The organism is Gemmata sp. SH-PL17, from assembly GCF_001610855.1.
GTDB classification, from domain to species: Bacteria; Planctomycetota; Planctomycetia; order Gemmatales; family Gemmataceae; genus Gemmata; species Gemmata massiliana.
The window spans coordinates 2564098-2586200 of sequence record NZ_CP011271.1; the positions used below are offsets into that span (position 1 = coordinate 2564098).

The 22103-nt window shown below is 64.6% G+C and carries 16 protein-coding genes; 13 read left to right on the forward strand and 3 right to left on the reverse strand.

What is annotated here, in order from left to right; all coding sequences use genetic code 11:
* Positions 1 to 3 precede the first annotated feature (3 nt).
* Together truB and VT84_RS10660 are read left to right on the forward strand one after the other, a co-directional pair.
* Positions 4 to 870 carry a tRNA pseudouridine(55) synthase TruB gene (truB, locus tag VT84_RS10655; protein WP_082839512.1) on the forward strand — a complete coding sequence of 289 codons (867 nt, stop codon included), beginning with the start codon at positions 4 to 6 and terminating at the stop codon, positions 868 to 870.
* Positions 871 to 1006: 136 nt separating this feature from the next.
* A complete protein-coding gene (locus VT84_RS10660) occupies positions 1007 to 1489 on the forward strand; it encodes a GNAT family N-acetyltransferase (protein ID WP_082839513.1) in 483 nt (160 codons plus the stop codon).
* A 287-nt stretch (positions 1490 to 1776) separates the two neighbouring features.
* Here VT84_RS10660 and VT84_RS10670 read toward each other — a convergent pair whose 3' ends face one another.
* Positions 1777 to 2535, reverse strand: a complete 759-nt coding sequence (locus VT84_RS10670) for a HisA/HisF-related TIM barrel protein (protein WP_082839515.1) — start codon at positions 2533 to 2535, stop codon at positions 1777 to 1779.
* Between the two features lie 213 nt (positions 2536 to 2748).
* Between VT84_RS10670 and rpsB the strand changes: the two genes are divergently transcribed.
* From rpsB to rpsT, 3 genes are all read left to right on the forward strand, one after another.
* On the forward strand, positions 2749 to 3648 hold the full coding sequence (rpsB, locus tag VT84_RS10675; protein WP_082839516.1) for a 30S ribosomal protein S2: 900 nt from the start codon (positions 2749 to 2751) through the stop codon (positions 3646 to 3648).
* Between the two features lie 135 nt (positions 3649 to 3783).
* Complete coding sequence (gene tsf, locus VT84_RS10680) at positions 3784 to 4641, forward strand: translation elongation factor Ts (RefSeq protein ID WP_082839517.1); 858 nt, start codon at positions 3784 to 3786, stop codon at positions 4639 to 4641.
* Positions 4642 to 4727: 86 nt separating this feature from the next.
* The gene (gene rpsT, locus VT84_RS10685) at positions 4728 to 5015 is read left to right on the forward strand and encodes a 30S ribosomal protein S20 (RefSeq protein ID WP_052559794.1); all 288 of its coding nucleotides are present in this window, start codon (positions 4728 to 4730) and stop codon (positions 5013 to 5015) included.
* Between the two features lie 104 nt (positions 5016 to 5119).
* On the opposite strand, the gene VT84_RS10690 is transcribed toward rpsT, so the two are convergent.
* Positions 5120 to 5659, reverse strand: coding sequence for an SMI1/KNR4 family protein (locus tag VT84_RS10690; protein ID WP_082839518.1), 540 nt, complete (start codon positions 5657 to 5659; stop codon positions 5120 to 5122).
* Positions 5660 to 5784: 125 nt separating this feature from the next.
* On the opposite strand from VT84_RS10690, the gene VT84_RS10695 reads away from it, so the two are divergent.
* Positions 5785 to 6753 (forward strand): ADP-ribosylglycohydrolase family protein, encoded by a 969-nt coding sequence (locus tag VT84_RS10695; RefSeq protein WP_082839519.1) that lies wholly within the window; start codon positions 5785 to 5787, stop codon positions 6751 to 6753.
* A gap of 4 nt (positions 6754 to 6757) precedes the next feature.
* On the opposite strand, the gene VT84_RS10700 is transcribed toward VT84_RS10695, so the two are convergent.
* Entirely contained in the window at positions 6758 to 8485 is a 1728-nt protein-coding gene (locus VT84_RS10700; protein ID WP_082839520.1) for a polysaccharide deacetylase family protein, read from the reverse strand.
* 228 nt (positions 8486 to 8713) lie between these two features.
* Here VT84_RS10700 and VT84_RS10705 point away from each other — a divergent pair, with 228 nt between their 5' ends.
* The 7 genes from VT84_RS10705 to VT84_RS10735 all read left to right on the forward strand — a co-directional run bounded on the left by VT84_RS10705 (position 8714) and on the right by VT84_RS10735 (position 21993).
* Complete coding sequence (locus VT84_RS10705) at positions 8714 to 11011, forward strand: aminotransferase class I/II-fold pyridoxal phosphate-dependent enzyme (RefSeq protein ID WP_204249740.1); 2298 nt, start codon at positions 8714 to 8716, stop codon at positions 11009 to 11011.
* Between the two features lie 380 nt (positions 11012 to 11391).
* The gene (locus tag VT84_RS10710; protein WP_082839521.1) at positions 11392 to 14454 is read left to right on the forward strand and encodes a DUF1553 domain-containing protein; all 3063 of its coding nucleotides are present in this window, start codon (positions 11392 to 11394) and stop codon (positions 14452 to 14454) included.
* Between the two features lie 5 nt (positions 14455 to 14459).
* Positions 14460 to 15860 carry a DUF1501 domain-containing protein gene (locus tag VT84_RS10715; protein ID WP_082843263.1) on the forward strand — a complete coding sequence of 467 codons (1401 nt, stop codon included), beginning with the start codon at positions 14460 to 14462 and terminating at the stop codon, positions 15858 to 15860.
* 81 nt (positions 15861 to 15941) lie between these two features.
* Positions 15942 to 19025, forward strand: coding sequence for a DUF1553 domain-containing protein (locus tag VT84_RS10720; protein ID WP_082839522.1), 3084 nt, complete (start codon positions 15942 to 15944; stop codon positions 19023 to 19025).
* Positions 19026 to 19102: 77 nt separating this feature from the next.
* A complete protein-coding gene (locus tag VT84_RS10725; protein ID WP_157469409.1) occupies positions 19103 to 19582 on the forward strand; it encodes a hypothetical protein in 480 nt (159 codons plus the stop codon).
* 12 nt (positions 19583 to 19594) lie between these two features.
* A complete protein-coding gene (locus VT84_RS10730; protein ID WP_082839524.1) occupies positions 19595 to 21019 on the forward strand; it encodes a DUF1501 domain-containing protein in 1425 nt (474 codons plus the stop codon).
* A 143-nt stretch (positions 21020 to 21162) separates the two neighbouring features.
* Entirely contained in the window at positions 21163 to 21993 is an 831-nt protein-coding gene (locus tag VT84_RS10735) for a DUF1559 domain-containing protein (protein ID WP_082843264.1), read from the forward strand.
* Positions 21994 to 22103: the final 110 nt, after the last annotated feature.

Sequence of the window (22103 nt, forward strand, 5' to 3'; positions counted from 1 at the left end):
AACATGAACGGTCTTTTGGTGATTGATAAGCCGGGCGGAATAACCTCGCGCGACGCCGTGAACCGCGTTCAGCGCTGGTTCCCGCGGAAGACGAAGATCGGGCACACCGGCACGCTCGACCCGCTCGCGACGGGCGTGCTCGTGGTGTGCATCGGTGCCGCAACGCGCCTGGCGGACTACGTCCAGGCGATGGGGAAGAGTTATTCGTCGCGCTTCCGGTTCGGTGCGACGAGTACCACGGACGACGCGGACGGCGAGGTCACGGAAACCCCGAACGCGCCCGTCCCCACGCGCGAGCAGATCGACGCGGCACTTGCGGCGTTCGTCGGGAACGTGGAGCAGGTGCCGCCGGCCGTTTCCGCGCTGAAGCTCGACGGCGTCCGCGCGCACGAACTGGTGCGCCGGGGACTGGGGCCGAAGCTGAACGCCCGCGTGGTATCGATCTACGCGATCCGCGTGACGGGCTTCGCGTGGCCGTATCTCGATGTCGAAGTGGATTGCGGGAAGGGGACGTACATTCGTTCCATCGCGCGCGATCTCGGCGACGTGCTCGGGTGCGGCGGACTGGTGCAAACGCTCCGGCGCACGCGGGTCGGTCCGTTCCGAGTCGAACAAGGGATGAGCTTGGATGCGGACCCTGCAAGTGCGAAACTGCTCCCAATGGCGGAAGCGGTCGCGGGGATGAAGCACGTTTCCCTGAACGCAGACGACGTGACTCGACTGCGGCACGGTCAGCGTATTCGATTACCTGAGAACAATGCCCTGCCCGAGGGCGAGGAACTAGCTGTGCTCGACGGCCAAACGGGGCTGGTGGGCATCGGTATCGTCGAACGCGGACAACTCAAGCCTCAACTCGTGTTCGGGGTTTGATCGCACGAATTGGTGTATGCGGTCTCGGGAGCATTCGGCGCGCAGCTTCATCAGAAGTGAATCGCGGCGGATACAACGGCTTCCGAGTGCCGGATACTATGGGGCCGATACTGCACTTCCAGAGAATAGGAAACCCATGATCCGTTCCGCGACTCCCGGTGACGTGCCCGTTATTGCGAACCTCATCCGCGCGCTGGCGGAGTACGAGAAACTCGCGCACGCGGTTGTGCTTCAAGAAGCCGACCTGCACCGCCATCTGTTCGGCGCCACGAAGTTCGCGGAAGTGTTGCTCGTGGAGGATGCCGGGGCTGTGGTCGGGTTCGCGCTGTTCTTCCACAACTACTCGACGTTTCGCGCGAAGCCCGGCATCTACCTGGAAGACCTGTTCGTCATCCCGGAAGCACGCGGAAAGGGCCACGGTAAGGCGCTTCTGCGTGCGCTGGCGAAGCTCGCGGTGGAGCGCGATTGTGCCCGCGTCGAGTGGTCCGTGCTGAACTGGAACGAACCGTCGATCCAGTTCTACAAGTCGCTCGGCGCGAAGCCGATGGACGAGTGGACCGTTTACCGGCTCACCGACGACGCCCTCACGAAGTTGGCCGCGTCAGGAGACGGGCGGTGAATCCGCCACCCGTACTCGACGGCGCTCGTGTTCTGTGGTGGGCGTGGGCGGGTGAAGTGCCGTTTGGTGAATTGCCTGGCGCTCAGGGCGACGACCGCCTCGTGTACGGGTTCGCGGTATGTTGGTATGCGCCCGGGCAGTTGTACCGATTTACTTGCAACAAACACTGGAACGTTGTGCAGGACGCGGATCACAGTAACGAGGATGACGCGAAGGCGGACATTCCAAAACAATACGACGTCGAACGTGTCGTATGGCACCCGTGGGTTAGTCCTGACGGCAACGTTTCACTCACCTGATTGATTGTGTCCGCTCAACGTCCCGTCGTACAAGGCGGACGCGACCAGCACCCCGGTCGCACCGACTTCGCCTAGCGCATCCACATCTGCCCAGGTGCGAACGCCCCCGCCGGCGATCAGATCGATGTCGGGGAACTCGTTGCGAATCGCGCGGAGCAGGGGTTCTGTCCCCGTGCCCGTACCCGTTCCCACGCGGGCGAGATCGAGCACGATGAGCGCGCGAACGCCCATCTCGATCACGCGCCGGGCTAGGGGCATCACATCTCGGTCGCCATCCAGTCCCCAGGCACGCCAGTTGCCTAACAATCTCCCGCCCTTGAGGTCGAGAGAGAACGCCACCGGTCGGCGCAGGGGTTCGATGAGCGTTTCCAGAAGAATCTCGGGCTTGTGGCAGGTTTCAAACCCGACCACGGGCCGGAGGTGGGGAGTTTCGGGGAAATCAAGAACGTCTGTGCGCCCGATCCCGGCGTCTAACCAAGTCGGTACGGGGCACTGGTTTAAGATGTTCTGTGTGGCGCGGGAAACGGACCGCTTCTCGGTGATCGCGTCGAGGTCCGCGATGTACAACTCGTTGGCGTTTGCGAGTTTCAGAACGGCCTGGGCGACGTCCGTGGGTTCACGGCTCCCGGAAAAGGGGCACGCGATCGGGCGATAGTTCTCGCGCACCCCGCCGCGCGCGCGGACGACGTGCCCGTTCATCACGTCCAGAACGGGAATCAGCCTCGGTCGAGCGCGTTGCGCTAACATCGGTACGAAGAAAGCCGAGAACTGGGTTGGCCGATATTTCGCCGAGGATTATATTACTACCTTCTGGGTTCCCGCGCCCGTGATTTCGGGCATATTGGAACCTATTAACCGCCCCAGAAATCGTGTTGGGGGCGAATCTTTTCTCAGTTGGGGGATGTGCCTCGTCATGCCAAACATGTGCGTGATCTGTGCGGTGTCCTCGAAGGAGTTCTCGTGGCTCTCGTAGACGTGAAAGTGCTTCTGGAAGCGGGCGTCCATTACGGGCACCGGGCCAGCCGGTGGAACCCGAAGATGCGGCCGTACATCTACGGCAAGCGGAACCTGATTCACATTATTGACCTGCGCGAGACCGTCCGCGGCCTTCTGCGTGCGTACCGCTACCTGAACCAGGTGGTGGCCCGCGGTGGGCTGGTGATGTTCGTCGGCACGAAGCGCCAGGCCAAGGAAATCGTCGAGAAGGAAGCGTCCCGGTGCGGGATGCCGTTCGTCAGCGAGCGCTGGCTCGGTGGCACTCTCACGAACTACCGCACGATCCGCAACCGCCTGAAGCGCCTTCAAGAGCTCGAAGCCATGTGGCTCCCCCAGGGGGAGAACCCGAACCGCGTGGACCTCAACGCGCACATCGCCTCGCTGATGACCGACGCGGGCAAGCTCGACCCGGCCCTCGCGCCCGACACCGCGGACATCCTCACGCACTCCAAGAAGATGATCTCGACCTTGAGCCGCGAACTGCTCAAGATCCGCCGCAACCTGATGGGCATCCGCGACATGATCAAGCCGCCCGACGCGCTGGTCATCGTCGGCCCGAACAAGGAACACATCGCGGTGAAGGAAGCCAAGCGGATGGGGGTCACCACCATCGCGCTCATCGACACCGACAGCGACCCGGACCCGGTCGACCTGCCCATCCCCGGCAACGACGACAGCATCCGCTCCATTGAGGTGATCCTGGCGAAGCTCGCCGACGCCTGCCTCGAAGGGCGCGCCGCGCTGCCGCCGGAACAACAGGGCATCCAGAAGACCCGCGTGCAGCAGCCGAAGCCGCCCGCGCCGCCCGCGCCGCCGGCCCCGCCCGCTCCGGAGTCGAACCCCGCTCCCGCCGGCGCCGTCTAAACACATTGAGTTCTTAGTTCCCTCCACGCTACCCGAATTCCGCTGCTCCCTGTTTGCTCAGAGGGCGGGACGGTCGCGGGTCGCGTGGATAACTTGGTACTGAGAACCTGCAACTCGGAACTTTGGGAGAGAGTTATGCCAGCCGTAACGCCGCTGATGGTTAAGCAGCTCCGGGACCGGACCGACCAGCCGATGGGCCTGTGCAAGCAGGCGCTGGACGAGAGCGCCGGGGACATGGACGCGGCAATTGTCTGGCTGCAGAAGCAGAACTCGAAGATGACCGCGAAGCGCGAGGGCAACGAGACCGCCGAGGGGCGGATCGGGGTGTCCGTCGACAACGCCGCGAAAGTGGCCGCGATCGTCGAAATGCGGTGCGAGAGCGCGCCGTCGGCCAAGAGCGACCAGTTCATCGCGCTGGCCAACGACCTCGCGAAGGCGGCCGCGGGCAGCAAGGGCGCGGACGCGCCCGCGCTGCTCGTCGAACCGTTCGGCGGGAAGGGCACCGTCCAGGACCGCATTAACGACGTCGTCGGCGTGATCCGCGAGAAGATGGTGCTGCACCGCTTCCAGCGGCTCGAGGGCGGCGTTTACGGCGGCTACGTTCACCACGACGGCACCGTCGGCGTGCTGCTCGAGTGCAAGGGCGCTGCCGCGAACGACGAACTGCTCCGCGACGTGGCGGCCCACATCGCGGCCCTCAACCCACCGTATGCGATCACCACGGACGTCCCGTCCGACGTGGTCGAGAAGGAAAAGGGCCTCGTCAAGGCGGACATGGACGCCGACCCGAAGAACACCGGCAAGCCCGCGAACATCTTGGAGAAGATCGCCGAGGGCAAGCTCCGCACCCGTCTGTCCGAAATCGTGCTGAGCGAACAGCCGATGGCGAACGCGGGCAAGTACCCGAACACGAGCGTCGGCGCCGCACTGAAGAAGGCCGGTCTGGAACCGGTGCGGTTCGTCCGCTTCAAAGTCGGCGCGGTGGCCTTGTAAATCACGTACCCGTTCGGGCACCCGTTACACTGACGGGCGCCCGAACGGGTGATCCAATATCACCCGATTAGCGAGTAACACGAGACATGCCTCACACAGCTAGCGCGTGGAAGCGCCTCCGCAAATCCGAAAAGCGCCGCCGCCAGAACCGGGCCGCGGCCAAGAAGCTCAAGGGCCAGCGCAAGGAAGTCGCCGCCGCGATCATCGGCACCGACGCGACCAAGTCGGCGACCGAGGTCAAGTCGACGCAGGCGATGCTCGACCGCGCCGCGACCAAGGGGTACATCCACAAGAACAAGGCCGCCCGGCTCAAGTCGCGCCTCGTGAAGCGCCTCCGCGCCGCCGCGACCAAGCCCGCTCCGGCCGCAAAGTAAAACCGAACACAGAGCGGTCGCGCTGCGTTGGAACGCGGTGCGGCCGCTCCGTTTCTTTATCTTGGTTCTCACGTCGGCTCATCACTTCGAGCCTGGTATCACACCTACGACGGATCTGGTCTAAACGAGACTTGGCGGATGTCTTCTGGGTAATCCGGGCGCCACACGCGCGGTCGAATTCGGTGGTTTAAGGATTGCGCCAGGAAGGTGCTGAAGTTCAGGTCGAATCGCTCGAACGACTCGTCACGGTTTTTTGCGACCACCGGCCACTGGTCCGGATCGTTGCTTTCAACCAGCCAACCCATCATCCCTCCGTCCTCATCGCACCCCCAAGGAAATAGGCCGGGGATCGCCGGAAAAATGGCCGCAGGGTACTCGCACGGAAACGCTTCGCGCCTGAATCGCCAGAGATCCAATTCTGCTGCGAACTGTGAGAGGTAGGTCGGCGACAGCGGGTTAATGACCCAGAACGTGTACGTGTCGTCATCAAAACGGCCACTTCCGTAGTGGGTCGCGTAGGCCCGGTAGTCTGTCGGGAGCCGCGTTCCAACGGCCCGCTCGATTGCGTCCCAGTCCGGATGCGCTTGCGCATGACTCATTTTGGCTGGAGGAGCAACGAGCGCTAGCAATTCTTCAATCGCCAAAGGTATCCATTCGCTGGAAATTGTTCTGGACCTTGTGAGCTATCATGACAACTCTGAAATTCTGAAGTGTCACCGACACTTTCGTCGTTTACCAGCCGGCCGTTCGCTTCTTTTGGTGCGCCGTCATGAAAGTCTGGGAGAGCCACGCTCCTGTCGCCGACCGCTTTGCCGGGTGCTTGCTCGGCTTGGCTGTTGGGGACGCGGTCGGCGCGCCCTACGAGGGGCTGACGCACGCGGACATCTTCTTCCAGTTCGGCACGCCCGATAAGCTCGCCACGAACCCGTCCGGCGACACGCTCTATTACACCGACGATACTGAAATGATGATCGGTGTGGCGGAAACGCTCGCCGAGTGCGGTCGCATTGACGAAACGCGCCTGTGTCGGGCGTTCGCGGAGAACTATCACCCGGAACGCGGGTACGGTCAGGGCGCACGGCGCGTCATCGAAGCAATGGCACGCGGCGAAGACTACCGCACACTTGCGGCGAACATCTTTCCCGGCGGCTCGTTCGGCAACGGGGCTGCGATGCGCGTCGCTCCGATCGGGTTAGTGTTCGCAGATACGGTGGACGAGTTGAGGGAGCAAGCGCGGCTCTCGGCACTCTCGACGCACGCGCACCCGCTCGGCATCGAGGGCGCACAGGTGCTCGCCCACGCGACCGCACTGGCTCTGCACACGACCACTTTCAATCGCAAACAGTTCTACCGCGAGTTACTCGCTCGCGCGACCACCGAAGAGTTCCGCTGGCACCTCTCGATAGCCGCGAAGTTGAAGCCGGGCGATTCGTTATCCGGGTTGGGGAGCACGCTGCACGCACACCGCTCGGTCGTTACGGCGATCGCGTGCTTCGCAGCCACTTCGGGCGACTTCGAGATGACCATTGCTCGGGCGATCGGTCTGGGCGACGACACTGACACGGTTGCGGCAATGGCCGGCTCACTAGTCGGGGCGTTCGCGGGGGTGGGTGCAATTCCAGCGGCTCTGCTGGAGAAACTCGAAGACGGACCCGCGAAGGGCAGGGCACACATCTCGCGATTGGCCGCAGAGCTGACCACTCGGTACGAGCAGCGGCGGGCGACAACGGTTCCGTGACCACTCACGGGAACGCGACCGCCTTCAATCGCTTCAACTCGGAGTCGATGTCCGTGCCCTCGTAGAAGGACTGCCACCCGCGGACGGCTTTTGTTTGCCCTGGCGGGCAGTCCTCCACCACTGGGTCGGCGTGCAGGCACGGGCACGGCGGGTTGCCCCACGCGCGCCCGCACCGCTCCCAGCCGGTAATCACCCAGCGCTTGCCCGTGGCGTCCTTGCACGCGGCGAACGGGGCCACGAACACCTTGTTGTCGTTCGTTTGCTTGTCGAATCCGGTCAGTCCCGCGAGCATCACGCACATTTGCACCCGCAACCCGGTTAGCGTTTGGTCGGTGCCGTTCGTAACGCGGAACTCCATTCGCACCCCGTCTCTGCCGGGCACTACCTTTGACCCGAGCGTGACCTTGTTCGGCAGCGGGCGCTCGAGTGCGAGTGCCCCATCTTTGCTGCGGGTCCATTCCAGGGGGGCGAGTGCGATCTTCTGCCGGTCCCAAGTGGTCGGCACGTGCGTGTGCGCGAGGTAGAGCAGTTCGGGTTTCTTCGGTGTCGGCTCGAACCACACCGCTTCGGGCACGTCCGCGACCGCGTATCCGCCGTCGCTCCACGGTGCGAACGCGCTCACCTTTGTTTCGCGCTGGGGGCGAATCGCGCCGTCGCGAAAACCGGTTCGCGGGTGGCGCCCGCCGGGGTAGGGCAGCACAACGAGCGTGTCGCCGGGCTTTCGCTCGGGACGCTTAGTTGGGTCGATGCCGAGGCGCTTGGCCGCCGCAGTTACTTCATCGGCGGTGAGGTCCAGTGCGGCTCCAGCTTCGGTGGCGGTGAAGCGGTGCTGAACCAGTGCGTTGTCCAGCCAGTAGCGCAGTTCGTCGTCGCTTTTGGTCGAGCGGCCGGCGCTCCCGTCGCGTTTCGCTTCGACGAGCTTCTTGCGGTCCTCAATCACCCCGAACGGGTCCGACGGCGCGACTTCGGGGTCGACGAACTTCGCCAGATCGCGCATCGCGATGACGGTGAACTTCTCGTCCGCGAGGTATTTCACGAATGCCTCGAATTGCTCCTTCTTCGTGGTCACCCAATCGTGGGCCGTGTCGGGGACGCCGTGAAATTGCAGCACCGCGATCTTCCCGTGTTTGGCTTGCGCCACGGCGATTTTGAGGTCATCGAGCGTCCAGTTCGGGCGGGCGTCGCCGGCGGTGGGGACGAGCAGCGGGTGGTCGAGTCCCGGTTCGTAGGCGAACCCGCGCCCGTCCTTGTACGGGTGCTCGGGCGCGCCCCCGCGGCGCGCGAACTTGATCCCGAGGTCTTTCAGAACCGGGAGCGCGTCCTTTGTGATCGCGTTGCCTGGGTAGGCGAAACTGACCGGTTGCGGGATGCTGTGTTCCTTGCACCGGGCATTGATGGCTTTAATTTGGGCCGGCAGGTCGCGAATCGTCTTATCGGTCACGCTCTTGTGATCGATCGTGTGGTTGCCGATCTCGAAGCCGTCCTTGTGCAACTGCGCGATCTCGTCCCAGGTCATGTAGTCCTTTTGATTCGTGGCGAAATCCCACCCTTCGGTCACGAAGAACGTCGCGCCGAACTTGTGCTTTGTCAGAAGCGGGCGGGCGACGGTGTAGTGCGACTTGCTCGCGTCGTCGAACGTCAGCACGACGAGCCGGTCCGGGATCGGCTCGCGGGTCAGGGCTGTGGTCGCAAACACGAGTAACGTGACGAGAACGGCGGCGTGTCGCAGCATGAGGGCACCGAGGCGGGGTGGAGAGCGGCCGTGTGACCGGAAGAGTTGCCACGGTACCCCGAAGCGGAACCGCGGGCCAGAGCCTTTGTCTCGCTCCGGCGCTGGTGTCGGAAGAGCGTGAAACCCGACCGCGCCGGCCACGTCTTATTAATGGGCACGAACCAGCGAGTGGGGCGGCGTGTCATTTCGTGCGGAATGTGTTCGAGCCCATTTCAGAAAGAGTCAATCGTGTCCGAACTCACACGCGAAGTCAGCCCCGCGTTCGTGGCGTTCAAGGCGTTTGCGGCCGAGGCGCTTGCGCGGCAACCAGGGTTACTACGACTGGACTGTTTGAACCCCGTCAAAGCCATCGCACGTGACCTCGATTTCACATCTCCGCCAGAAATCACCCTCGAACACACCTGGCGCAAATACCTCAACGTGCGGTTCACGCACAGTTTCCGCTCGGTCGGCGTGCGCGACTCGCTTTTCAAGCTTTTCGCCGGCCCGCTGAACGATCGCGTGATTTCGGTGCCCGCGGACGTGTATCCGGTCTACCTGATGATCGCGCAGAAGGCCGGCGCGCGCTTCGAGACGTACCCGACGCTCCCGGAATTTGGCATCCAGGGCGCGCTCCGCACCAACACGGTGCTGCTAACGGCTCCCCTCACCCCACTCGGACGCGATCTGACCGAGCACGAGATATCGGTGCTGCTCCGGTGGCTGAGCGCGGACGCGGATCGGCTTCTGGTGATCGACCGCGTTTACGACTACGCCAACTCCGCACGCCTTCAGCCGCTCATCGACACGAACCAAGTCATCGTCTGTTACTCCCTGTCGAAGAGCCACCTGGCTCCGCTCGTGTCCGGATTCGTGATTACGCCCGAACGCTTCGCACTTCCTTCCGCGGATACACGCGAATCGGACCAAGCGAAAGTGTTGCTTACGCGGTACCGGCACTTCCCGCGAACGCAGCGATCGATTTTCCGCTCTCGGTGGGAGCGGCTCGCGGCGAGTATTCGCGCGTTCGATGCGAACTGGACGCCGCCCGAATCGGGGTACTTGTCTGTTGTCAACGTGCCGCAAACGGAATTACTGGAGCGCGGCGTGCTGGCTGTACCGGGCGACGTGTACGGGACGAGCAACACGCTCTCCATCGTTTCGTGCCTCCACGAGACCAACGCGGGCGCGGAAACCGAAGTTGTGGACCGGTATCATGTCACCGCGCTGTCGAATTTCGCACGCGGGTACGACAAGTATTCGCGCACCTACAGCAAGGCGAACATCCCGGAATCCACGTACCCCGAGCGGTTCTACCTGCTCGCGAACGATCAACTCGACATCGGGTTCGCCAAGGTGAGGCGCTTGCTCCAAAAGACGACCGCACGCGACCGTGCGATCGTGCTTCACACGCGCGTCGCGCGTCACGAACTCCGCGCCAATGAACGCACCGGATTGGGCGAGTACATCGAGCAGAATTATGTCCGCGTTGAGCGGCTCTTGGACGACACGCTAACCGAACTCCGTATCGAAGACGCACTCGCGGCGTCACTGGAACTGAACGGCAACCTCCGCGCTTGGGGCGACGTGAACCCGCGCTCGCTTTCGGTGCTGCCGATTGCCAGTGCGTGTCAGGCGAAGTGCGACTTCTGCTTCTCGCATTCGTCGATTTCCGATGAGCAGGACCAGGGCCGGCTCGTGTTACCACGTCTGGACGCCGCGTGCGCGGAGAGCCGCGCGCGAGGGGCGGAGCGCCTCGTGATTACCGGCGGTGGCGAACCGACGTTGCTCGCGCACCACAAATTGCTGGAAATCATGCGTGTCGGCGCGAAGCACTTCCGCAAAATTGTGATGATTACCAACGGCTACAAGCTCGGGCACGCGGACCCGGCCGACCGGTTACGCACCTTTCGCGACTACCACGAGAACGGGCTGACTGTGCTCGCCCTTTCGCGCCACAGTCACGACCGCAACGCCGAAATCATGCACCTGGAAACGCACTCGGAGTGCGTTGCGCAAGCGTGGCAGGCGCACCGCAACGAGTGGCCCGGGTTGACACTCCGGTGGGTGTGCGTGCTGCAAAAAGCGGGCGTTTCGGACGAGCGCACGTTGCGGGATTACTTAACGTGGGTCGTTGAAACGGGCGGCGACGAGATCTGCTTCAAGGAGCTCTACGTCGCGGCCAGCAACGAATCCGTTTATCACGACAGTGCCTACAACTCGTGGTCCACGGACCAGCAGGTGCCGTTGAGTCTGGTGACTGAGTTCCTCAACAACAACGGCGCGGAGAAAGTCGGCGAACTGCCGTGGGGCTCGCCCGTTTATCGGTTCCACTGGCGCGGGAAGGAACTGACCGTTGCCGCGTACACCGAACCGAGCGTGTTTTGGGAGCGCGCGAACGGCGTCTGCCGGAGTTGGAACCTCATGGCAGACGGGACGTGTTACGCGAACCTGGAGACGACGAGTAGCCGCATCGAGATCGGCCGCACTTCGCACGCCCTTCCACTGCTTGAACTCACGGGCGCGGGCGAATCGCGCCCGCAGTAGTCGGCGCCTAACGCGAGCACCGCACGGACCGTTCCAGCCGGTCGCCGAGCGGAATCTAGACCGTAACGTACCCGTCAACTTCAGCACCGGCGTTATCCCGAGATCCGCGGTACCGCTCGGGCTACGAAATCTGAGCTCGGGCTCACGAAGGTCGATTGCCGCAGATCGAACTGCGTATCACGGCCCGATTCACCGGGGACCGGCACGTGCTCGCAGAAGTCTGAGAATCCCTCGGGCTTCTGCCAAACCTATTAACGAACTCAACATGTCTCCATCTCAAGGAACTGCTGGATAGGGGCTTTTGAACGGGCGCGCCCGCGGGTAGACTGATTCAACTGCTCGCTTGCCCACCCGCCACCCCACCCGCTCGGAGTCGGTCCTTGTCCACACTCCGCCTCGCGCTCGTGGCCCTCGTTCTGGTCGGCCCCACTGCGACCGGGTTCGCTGCGCCGCCGGACTCGCACTTCGAGAAGAAAGTACGGCCTGTACTGATCGAGAAGTGTGTCGCGTGCCACGGTCCGGAGAAGCAAAAGGGCGGGCTGCGGGTCGATTCGCGCGCGGCGCTCCTCGCCGGCGGCGAGCGCGGCGCGGCCCTCGTGCCCGGGAAACCCGACGAGGGGTTGCTCCTTCGCACACTCGCGCACGACGGCGAGCTGAAAATGCCGCCGAAGGCGAAGCTCCCCGCGGCGGAAATCGCCGCAATCAAGGAGTGGGTCCAGGCGGGGGCGCCGTGGCCCGATTCCGGGGCTCTCACCGTGGCCCCCAAAGCTACGGAGCGGATCTTCACACCGGAGGAGAAGGCGTTCTGGGCGTTCCAGCCCGTGCGCCGGCCCGCCGCGCCGGAAGTCCGAGATCCGAAATCCGAGATCCGAAACGACATCGACCGATTCCTGCTCGCGAAGTTGAACGGCACCGGGCTGTCGTTCGCGCCACCCGCGGACAAGCGCGTCCTGCTCCGGCGGGTCACGTTCGACCTGACCGGGCTGCCGCCGACACCCGAAGAAGTGGACACGTTCCTAAAGGACTCCGCGCCCGATGCTTACGAGAAGGTGGTCACGCGCCTGCTCGCGTCGCCGGCTTACGGCGAGAAGTGGGGGCGCCGGTGGCTCGACGTGGCCCGGTACGCGGACAGCAACGGGATGGACGAGAACCTCGCGTATGTGAACGCCTGGCGGTATCGCGACTGGGTCATCAAGAGCTTCAACACTGACAAACCGTATGACCAGTTCGTCCGCGATCAGATTGCCGGTGACCTGGTCCCCGGCGGGACCGATGCCGACCGTGCCGACCGGCTCACTGCCACCGGGTTCCTCGTCATCGGACCGAAGATGCTCGCCGAGGACGACCCGGCCAAGATGCGGATGGACATCATCGACGAGCAACTCGACACGCTCGGCCAGGCGTTCATGGGCCTCACACTCGGCTGCGCCCGGTGCCACGACCACAAGTTCGACCCGATCACCGCGAGCGACTACTACGGTTTGGCGGGCATCTTCTACTCGACGAAGACGATGCGGAACCACACCGTGGTGGCCGCGTGGAACGAGCGCCCAATCGGGACCGCGAGTTCCATTGCGGCGCTCGCCGCTCACGAGAAGACAGTGGCCGCGGCCCGCGGCGAAGTGCGTGCGGCAGAAACCCGCGCGCGAGCCACGACCACTGCGCGGCTGACGGCGGAGAAGAAGCGCGCGGCCGAATACGCGACCGCGGCCACTGAGGTGTATCGCCGGCGCGGGGCGCTAAAACTCGTCGCGCCCGACCCCGGCAAGAGCCCACCCGCGGGCGCCCTGCTGGTCGAATCAGAAGCGTTCGCCCGCGGGAACGTCCTCAAACTGACGGACGGGTACGGCGCGGGCATCGGCGTCGTCATTAACGCCGGGCCGCTCCCGAACTACGCGGAATACGACCTTGATGTCCCGAAGGAAGGGACGTACCAACTCGCGGTTCGATACGCGGCCGCCGACCGCCGACCGGTGCGAATTATGGTCAACGGCCGGCTCGTCGCGGGCGAGGCGTGCGGTGCGAAGACCGGTTCGTGGAACCCTGACACGCAGACGTGGGCGGCCGAAGCGGTCGTCGCGCTTCCTGCCGGCAAAGCGGTCGTCCGGTTCGAGCGGAACGGCCCGATCCCGCACCTGGACAAGTTCGCCCTGCTCCCGATGACGGCCGAACAAGTAGCGGCCGCCCCGCTGCCCGTGGAGCGCGCCGCAGCAGATCGGAAGCTGTTAACGTCGCTCCTGCGCGAGTGGGTGAACGTGATCGCGAAACGCGAAGGCAAGCCGCCGACCGGGGCGGACCTCGATGCGCTGGTTGCCACCGCCGCCGGACCGTTCCGGGACTCGCCCGAACTGGACGCGGACACCCAGGGCGCGCACGCGGACGAACTCAAGCGTCTCCGGGAGAAACTCACCGCCACCGAAAAGGCGAAGCCACCGGTGGACGAGGTCATGGCCGTCGAGGACGCGAAGGGTGAGAATCTGCGCGTCCACCTTCGAGGGAACCACACCACACTCGGCGCGGACGCACCGCGGCGGTTCCCCAAAATCATGGCCGGTGACTCCCCGCTACCACTCGGCGCCGACCGGAGCGGGCGCCGGGAGTTCGCGGAGTGGCTCACGCGGCCCGATCACCCGCTCACCGCGCGGGTCATGGTGAACCGCATCTGGGCCGGGCACTTCGGGGCCGGGCTGGTGCGCTCGACGGACAACTTCGGTCGGCTCGGTGACCGCCCCACGCACCCCGAACTGCTCGACTGGCTCGCGGCGGAATTCGTCGGGGCGAAGTGGTCCGTCAAGCACATGCACCGGCTCATCGTCACTTCGGCCGCGTACCGAATGAGTTCTCAAGCGGAACCCGCAGCACTCCAGAACGACCCCGACAACAAGTTGCTCTCGCACTTCACCCGTCGCCGGTTGGACGCGGAAGAAGTGCGCGACGGGATGCTCGCTGTCTCCGGGTTGCTCGACCGGACGGTCGGCGGTACGCTTTTGAAGGCGACCCCGCGGCAGTACGTCACCGGCACCGGGAACCGCAACTACGAGGGCTACGCGCACACCCGACGCTCTGTGTACCTGCCGGTCGTCCGCAGCGCCGTTTACGATGTGTTCCAGACGTTGGACTTCCCCGACCCGTCGGTGCCCAACGGCCAGCGGACCGCGACCACGATCCCGACCCAGTCGCTGTTCATGCTCAACAGCGCGCTGGCGGACCAGACCGCCGAGGCGTTCGCGAAAGCGGTTCTGGCGGTTGGGGGCAGCGACGCGGAGCGCGTCCGCGAAGCCTACCGGCGGGCATACGGTCGTATCCCGAACGGTCGGGAAGAGGCGCGGGTGCTCGCGTACCTCCAAAAATCAGAAGAAGCGTCTGGGGCAAACCAGCTTCGGGTATGGCGCGGGCTGTGCCGCGTTCTAATGGCGTCCAACGAGTTCGTGTTCGTGGAGTGACCGTGATGTTCCGACAGAACCGCCGCGAACTTCTGCGGACCAGCGCGCTCGGGTTCGGATGGCTCGCCCTGACCGACCTGCTCGCGGCTTCCGAACCCGCGCCCCTGCCGCGCGCGGTGGGGCCGCGCGATCCGCTCGCACCTCGCGCTCCGCACTTCGCGGCCCGGGCGAAGCGCGTGATCTTCCTGTTTATGCACGGCGGCCCGTCGCAGATCGACACTTTCGACTACAAACCGAAACTGGCGGCCGACGACGGCAAGCCGCTCCCGTTCGCCAAACCGCGGGTCGTGTCGAGCGCGACCGGGAACCTGCTGAAATCACCGTTCGCGTTCAAGCAGCACGGTCAGAGCGGGGCGTGGGTATCGGAACTGTTCCCGCACGTCGCCGGGTGCGCGGACGATCTGTGCTTCATCAAATCGATGCACGGGTCGAACTCGCGGCACGGCGGGGCGCTGCTCGAACTGCACACCGGCTCGGACACCTTCGTGCGGCCGAGCATGGGTTCCTGGGTCACATACGGCCTCGGCACCGAGAACCGCGACCTGCCCGGCTACGTCACGATTTGTCCCACCCTCACGCACGGCGGGGTGAACAACTATTCGTCCGCGTTCCTCCCGGCCGCGTACCAGGCCACCCCGCTCGGGAACGCCAGCACCGCGGCGAGCCAGGTGACGGTGCCGTTCGTGAGGGGAACCACGCCCCGCGTGCAACAGAGGTTGGAACTCGATCTGCTCGCGGACCTCGACCGCGAGCGCGCGACCGGGGCGGACGCGGCTACGGAGGGGCGCATCCAGTCGTTTGAGATGGCGTTCCGAATGCAGAACACGGTCCCCGCCGTGCAGGATCTGTCGAAGGAGTCCGTGGAGACGCACAAGCTGTACGGTATCGACGACAAGGCGACGGAGAACTTCGGCCGGCAGTGCCTGATGGCCCGCCGGTTCGCGGAGGCCGGGGTGCGGTTCGTGCAGTGTACCCACAGCTACAAGTGGGACCAGCACGAGAACCTCAAGAAGGACCACACGACCAACGCCCGCGAGGTGGACAAGCCGATCGCGGGGCTGCTCACCGACCTCAAACGCCGCGGGCTTCTGAAGGACACGCTGGTGGTGTGGGGCGGCGAGTTCGGGCGCACGCCGGTCGCGCAAGGAAAAGACGGGCGCGACCACAACCCGCACGGGTTCACGATGTTCCTCGCGGGCGGGGGCGTAAAAGCCGGGTTCTCGCACGGTGCGACCGACGACTACGGCTACTTCGCGGCAGAGGACAAGGTCCACGTCCACGACCTGCACGCCACCATCCTTCACTTGCTGGGCCTGGACCACACGCGCCTCACCTACCGCCACGCGGGGCGCGACTTCCGCCTGACGGACGTCCACGGCGAAGTCGTCAACCAGATCCTCGCCTGACCGGGCGCGGGTCCGTCCGGCCCGCGCCTCGCGCCCACACAAAAACGTCGCGTTCCCTCTCCTGCGCCGCCGGGATACCCCATGCTCCGAATCGCGTGCCTCGTGCTGGTGCTCGCGCTCGCTCCCGTTGCTCAGGCGGCGGAGCCGGCACCGGTCGATTTCAGCCGCGACGTGCTCCCGGTGCTCTCGGACTACTGTTTCCAGTGCCACGGCCCGGACGCGAACTCGCGCAAAGCGAAGCTCCGTCTCGATGACAAAGCCTCGCCCTTCGATCGCGGCGTCATCGTGCCCGGCAAACCGAAGGAAAGCACACTCATCGAGCGCATCACGAGCACCGACCCCGACTCGGTGATGCCGCCCCCGAGCCTGAAGCGCAAACTCTCGCCCCAGCAGATCGACGCGCTCACGCGCTGGGTGGAGCAGGGCGCGAAGTGGTCCACGCACTGGGCCTTCGACCCGGTGACGAAACCGGACGTCCCGACGGGGCTGAAGAACCCGCAGCGGGTCACGAACCCGATCGACGCATTCGTGCTGTCCCGGCTCGCGCGCGAGGGCCTGAGCCCCGCGGCCCCCGCGGACAAGGAGCGGTTGCTGCGCCGCGTCAGCTTCGACCTCACCGGATTACCCCCAACCATCGCGGAAATCGACGCCTTTCTAAAGGACGACGCTCCGAACGCTTACGAGAAGGTCGTGGACCGGCTCCTGGCTTCCCCCCGGTACGGCGAGCGGATGGCCGGCGAATGGCTCGATATCGCCCGCTTCGCCGACACACACGGCTACCAGATGGACCGTGCCCGCCCCGTGTGGCCGTACCGCGACTGGGTCATCTCTGCGTACAATCGTAACCTGCCGTTCAACGATTTCGCCACCTGGCAACTCGCCGGCGACCTGCTCCCCAATGCCACCAAGGACCAGCGCCTGGCGACCGCGTTCAACCGGTTGCACATGCAGAACGAGGAGGGCGGGATCGTCGAAGAAGAGTTCCGCGTGGCCTACGTGAACGACCGCACGACCACGTTCGGAACCGCGTTCCTCGGGCTGACACTCGAGTGCAGCCGGTGCCACGATCACAAGTTCGATCCCGTTTCGCAAAAGGACTACTACTCGCTGTTCGCGTTCTTCCAGAACATCGACGAGAGCGGCCAGACGAGCTACTTCACCGCGGCCACTCCGGTACCGGCCCTCCTGCTCACCACCGATGCCCAGGACACGAAACTGGCCGAATTGCGTGCCGCAGTTGGAGCGAAACGAGACGCTCTGGTGAAGGCTCGCGGGGTCGCAAAGACCGAATTCGCGAAGTGGAAGCGCCCGGCGAAACTCGACGTGCCGGGCCTCGTCGGGTCGTACTCGTTCGACGAGATTAAAGCGGGTAAGGTCGCGAACGGGGCCGACGCGAAGACACCGGGGGGCGCCGTCGAAGGGCCAAAACTGGTGCCCGGAAAGCTCGGCCAAGCGGTCGAACTTACCGGCGAAAACGGGTTCACGTTCCCCGGCGTCGGGCACTTCACCCGCGACGATCCGTTCACCTTGAGCCTCTGGGTGAGGGCACCGGCACCGACACCGCGTGCGGTGTTGGTTCACCACAGCCAGGCGCCGATCGACGCCGGTAGCCGCGGGTACGAACTCCTGTTGGAAGACGGGAAGGTCGCGTTCGGGCTGCACCACATGTGGCCCGGCAACTCGCTGAAGGTGCGGAGCAAGACCGCGATCCCCACGGGCGCGTGGGCGCACATTACCGCGACCTACGACGGGTCCAGTTCTGCAGTCGGCGCGAAATTGTACCTCGACGGCAAACCGCTCGAAGTGGATGTGATCCGCGACAAGTTGACCAAGGACATCACCTACGGCGGCGAACCGAACCTCGCGGTTGGCTACCGCTTCCGCGACAACGGCTTCAAGGGCGGTCTGGTCGACGAGTTTCGCGTTTATAACCGTGCTCTGACGGCCGCCGAGATTGTCAGCGAACCGGGGGATGAGGATCTCTTCGAGTATTTCGTTTGCGCGATTCACGAGCCATCGAAGAAGGCCGCGGAAGAACTTCGCGCGGCGCGGAAGGCGTACACCGCGTTCGTCAACCCGATCGCCGAAATCATGGTGATGGACGAGATGCCGGTACCGAAGCCCGTACACGTCCTCAAGCGCGGGGCTTACGACTCCCTCGGCGAAAAGGTGACCGCGGACACACCGAAGGCGCTACCGCCGTTTCCCAAAGGCGCGCCGCGGAACCGCCTCGGTCTCGCGCAGTGGCTCACGGAGCCCGAAAACCCGCTCATGGCCCGCGTCACGGTGAACCGCGCGTGGCAGCAGATGTTCGGGCGCGGGCTGGTCGAAACCGCGGACAACTTCGGCACCCAGGGTGCCCGCCCGACGCACCCCGAACTGCTCGACTGGCTGGCCCGCGAGTTCGTCCGCACCGGTTGGGACCAGAAGCGGCTCCTCAAAACGATCGCGCTGTCGGCCACCTACTGCCAGTCGTCAAAAACAGCGCCCGACGTTCTGGCACGCGATCCGCACAACGAACTGCTCGCGCGTGGCCCGGTGAAGCGGCTCACGGCCGAAATGCTCCGCGATCAGGCACTCGCGTCGAGCGGGCTGCTCGTGGAGAAGTTCGGCGGGCCGAGCGTCCGGCCGTACCAGCCCGCGGGACTGTGGGAGGAGATCGCGATGGGCCGGCCGCGGTACGAGCAGAGTAGGGGGGACGACTTGTACCGCCGCAGCCTGTACACGTTCTGGAAGCGCACCGTTCCCCCACCGTCCATGACGACGTTCGACGCCGCGGACCGGAGCGTCTGTTCCGTGAAACGGCAGAGCACGAGCACCCCGCTCCAGGCGCTCGTGCTGCTCAACGACGTCCAGTTCGTAGAGGCCGCGCGGTTCGTCGGTCAGCGGGCGCTGAAAGAAGGTGGGGCGACCGCGGAGGAGCGCACGGCGTGGACGTTCCGCCTCGTGACGGGCCGCGCGCCGAGCGACAAGGAGCGCGCGGTTCTGGCGAAACTGTTCGCTGAACAGAAGGCGCTCTTCGAGAAAGACCCGGCTGCAGCGAAGAAGCTACTCGGCGTCGGGGAGAAGCCCGTTGACGTGATGCTACCCGTTGCGGACCTCGCAGCCGCCACGGTGCTGGCGAACGTGCTGTTCAACCACGACGAAACCGTGATGCGAAGGTAGTTGTCACGTTTGCATCACCGCAACGATTACAATGAAGATCGGTGAGCGACAATCAGCATCCGCAGGAGGTAACCAACGTGCCAAACTTCTGGAAGTTATCGATGGGTACCCATGCTGGTGGTGGAGAATTCCCCGATCTCAGCACCGTTCAGCAGCATGTCCAGGAGGGGTATGTACTTGTGTGGGGTCCGACTGGACGCAAGGGAAGCTCACGCCACACTCAGGGCGAGCTATTCAAAGATGTGGCAAAGATCGGAGACTACTTCTACCTCTGCCACGGTAATCAGGCGCCAGGAGTCCTCCTCTTGGGGAAATTTTCGGAACCTGCAATTACAAAACATGTTCATGGGGGCCGTAAGAAATGGCTTGGCCGAAAGTTTGAACGTATCAAAGACTCCAAATTGAATGCGAGGTACGAGGGGGCCGAGAGATGGTGGACTCCGGATCATAATAGCACATTTGTTAGAGTTCCCGAGCATGATCTGCCGGGTTTCGAGGCGGATATTCTCCGCCCCTATTTCGGTATTGGCCTGAGTGATTTGCCGAGCAAGTCGTGATAGGAGTCGATCATGTTTTCTCTTCCTGACCGTCGATCCTTCCTCACGCGGTCCGCGCTGGGCTTGGGTGGCGTCGCGCTCGCCGAGTTGCTCCGCGCCGCGGACGGGCAGAAGCCCGACCCCTTCGCGGGTATCCTCGACAAGCCGCACCACGCGCCGAAGGCCAAGCGCATCATTTATCTGTTCATGAGCGGTGGCCCGAGCCAGCTCGATCTGTTTGACCACAAACCGAAACTCAACGAGCTAAACGGTAAGGACTTGCCCGATTCGGTCCGCGGGGGGCAGCGCGTCACCGGGATGACCGCGCACCAGGCAACACTGCCGATGGCCGGCTCGGTCTTCAAGTTCGCGAAGCACGGTCAGAGCGGGGCGACCGTGAGCGAACTGCTGCCGTGGACCGCGAAGGTCTCCGACGAGTTGTGCTTCATCAAGTCGGTTCACACGGAACACATCAACCACGACCCCGCGATCACGTTCTTCCAGACGGGGCACCAACTCGCGGGCCGGCCGAGCATGGGTTCGTGGCTCAGTTACGGCCTGGGCAGCGCGAACGCGAACCTGCCCGCGTTTGTGGTGCTTATCTCGAAGGACCGCATCGACCAGCCCCTGTACTCGCGCTTGTGGGGCAACGGGTTCTTGCCGAGTGCCCACGCGGGTGTGCAGTTCCGCAGCGGCGGCGCGCCGGTGCTGTACCTCGACAACCCGCCGGGCGTCACAGAGGGAGGGCGAAAGCTCGCCCTCGACCGCCTGGCCGAACTTCAGCAACTTCAGGCCGACGATCTCGGTGACCCGGAAGTGTCCGGACGCATCGCACAGTACGAAATGGCGTTCCGCATGCAGACGAGCGTGCCCGACGTCATCGACACGCGCAAAGAACCGAAGGAGACGTTCGAGCTGTACGGCGAGGACGCGAAGACGCCCGGCACGTTTGCGGCGAACTGCCTGCTGGCCCGCCGGCTGGCCGAGCGTAACGTGCGGTTCATCCAGCTCTATCACCCCGGCTGGGACCAGCACGGCAACCTGCCCGGGGCGATCCGCAGGCAGTGCAAGGACGTGGACCAGGCGTGCTACGGGTTGCTGACGGACCTCAAGCGCAAAGGGATGCTCGACGACACGCTGGTGGTGTGGGGCGGCGAGTTCGGGCGCACCAACTATTCACAGGGCAAGCTCACGGCCACGGACTACGGGCGCGATCACCACCCGCGGTGCTTCACGGTCTGGATGGCCGGGGGCGGGATGAAGCGCGGGACGACCTTCGGGGCCACGGACGAACTCGGCTACAACGTGACGACCGACGCGGTCAGCGTCCACGACCTTCAGGCGACGCTCCTGCACCAACTCGGCATCGACCACGAGAAGCTGACCTACAAGCACCAGGGGCGGCACTACCGGCTGACCGATGTACACGGTACCGTGGTGAAAAACGTGCTGGCGTGACCACCCGGTCGATGCCGGCGCTGATATTACTATCGCATTTGAATGGCAGTAATTAGTATGGGGCGAAGAGGTGCCGGGTAGGTTCGGGCGGTTCGCGGTCCTGTCGCCGACCGATCGGCACCTGTCTCCAAGGGGCACCGCTAATGCGCCGGACGGCCTTTACCCTGATTGAACTGCTCGTGGTAATCGCCATCATTGCGGTCCTGATCGGGCTCTTGCTGCCCGCGGTGCAGAAGGTCCGGGAAGCCGCGAGCCGGATCAGGTGCTCCAACAATCTCAAGCAGATTGGTTTGGCGTTACACAGCCACCACGACGCGGTGGGCTACTTCCCGACCGGCGGGACGTCTTTTGCCGACCCGCCGACTTACGTCAACGGGGTTCCCGCGGCCCCGCCCGCCCAGAACGCGGGGTGGGCGTTCCAACTCCTGCCGTTCATCGAGCAAGGCGCGCTGCACCGGAGTCCGGCCGCCGTGCCGATCACCCCGGTCCCGATTTACTTTTGCCCGTCGCGCCGCGGGCCGACCATCGTAACTCAGTCTCTCGGGCCGCGCGCGGGGTGCGACTACGCCGCCGCAACGGGCACCGGGGGTACGGTCGGAGAAACCGGTCCGTACTTCGGGGTGATCGTGCGGAACCCGTTGCGCACCACGACCGCGAGCGCCACCGACGGGTTGAGCACCACGCTGGTCATCAGCGAGAAGCGGCTCCACCCGGACCGGTACGCCACGGGCGACTGGTGCGACGATCAGGGTTTTACGGACGGCTGGGACAACGACATCATCGCCGTCACCTCCCGCCCGTTCGGGCGCGACGAGCGCAAGGAAATGGACTACGAGTTCGGTTCCGCGCACCCGAACGGCGCGAACGCGGTGTTCGGCGACGGGAGCGTCAGGCACCTGCGGTACGGGCTGGCCCCGGGCGCGCTCGACGCGCTGGGCGACCGGCGCGACGGGTACGTCGTTCCCCCGGAGTGAGGTCGAATCACGCCCCGTCCTCGGGATTGCCGCCCCAGGCGGTGGCGCTGCGCACTGGGTCACCGACGATCTGGGATGACCGATCGGACCCAGTTGCAGTTCGCCGAGTT

What these genes read in the sequence shown, in the direction of transcription:
- VT84_RS10660 (WP_082839513.1), top strand. Translation starts at nt 1,007, where the DNA reads ATGATCCGTTCCGCGACTCCCGGTGACGTGCCCGTTATTGCGAACCTC.
- VT84_RS10730 (WP_082839524.1), top strand. Translation starts at nt 19,595, where the DNA reads ATGTTTTCTCTTCCTGACCGTCGATCCTTCCTCACGCGGTCCGCGCTG.
- truB (WP_082839512.1), top strand. Translation starts at nt 4, where the DNA reads ATGAACGGTCTTTTGGTGATTGATAAGCCGGGCGGAATAACCTCGCGC.
- VT84_RS10735 (WP_082843264.1), top strand. Translation starts at nt 21,163, where the DNA reads ATGCGCCGGACGGCCTTTACCCTGATTGAACTGCTCGTGGTAATCGCC.
- VT84_RS10720 (WP_082839522.1), top strand. Translation starts at nt 15,942, where the DNA reads ATGCTCCGAATCGCGTGCCTCGTGCTGGTGCTCGCGCTCGCTCCCGTT.
- VT84_RS10695 (WP_082839519.1), top strand. Translation starts at nt 5,785, where the DNA reads ATGAAAGTCTGGGAGAGCCACGCTCCTGTCGCCGACCGCTTTGCCGGG.
- VT84_RS10670 (WP_082839515.1), bottom strand. Translation starts at nt 2,535, where the DNA reads ATGTTAGCGCAACGCGCTCGACCGAGGCTGATTCCCGTTCTGGACGTG.
- VT84_RS10700 (WP_082839520.1), bottom strand. Translation starts at nt 8,485, where the DNA reads ATGCTGCGACACGCCGCCGTTCTCGTCACGTTACTCGTGTTTGCGACC.
- VT84_RS10715 (WP_082843263.1), top strand. Translation starts at nt 14,460, where the DNA reads ATGTTCCGACAGAACCGCCGCGAACTTCTGCGGACCAGCGCGCTCGGG.
- tsf (WP_082839517.1), top strand. Translation starts at nt 3,784, where the DNA reads ATGCCAGCCGTAACGCCGCTGATGGTTAAGCAGCTCCGGGACCGGACC.
- rpsT (WP_052559794.1), top strand. Translation starts at nt 4,728, where the DNA reads ATGCCTCACACAGCTAGCGCGTGGAAGCGCCTCCGCAAATCCGAAAAG.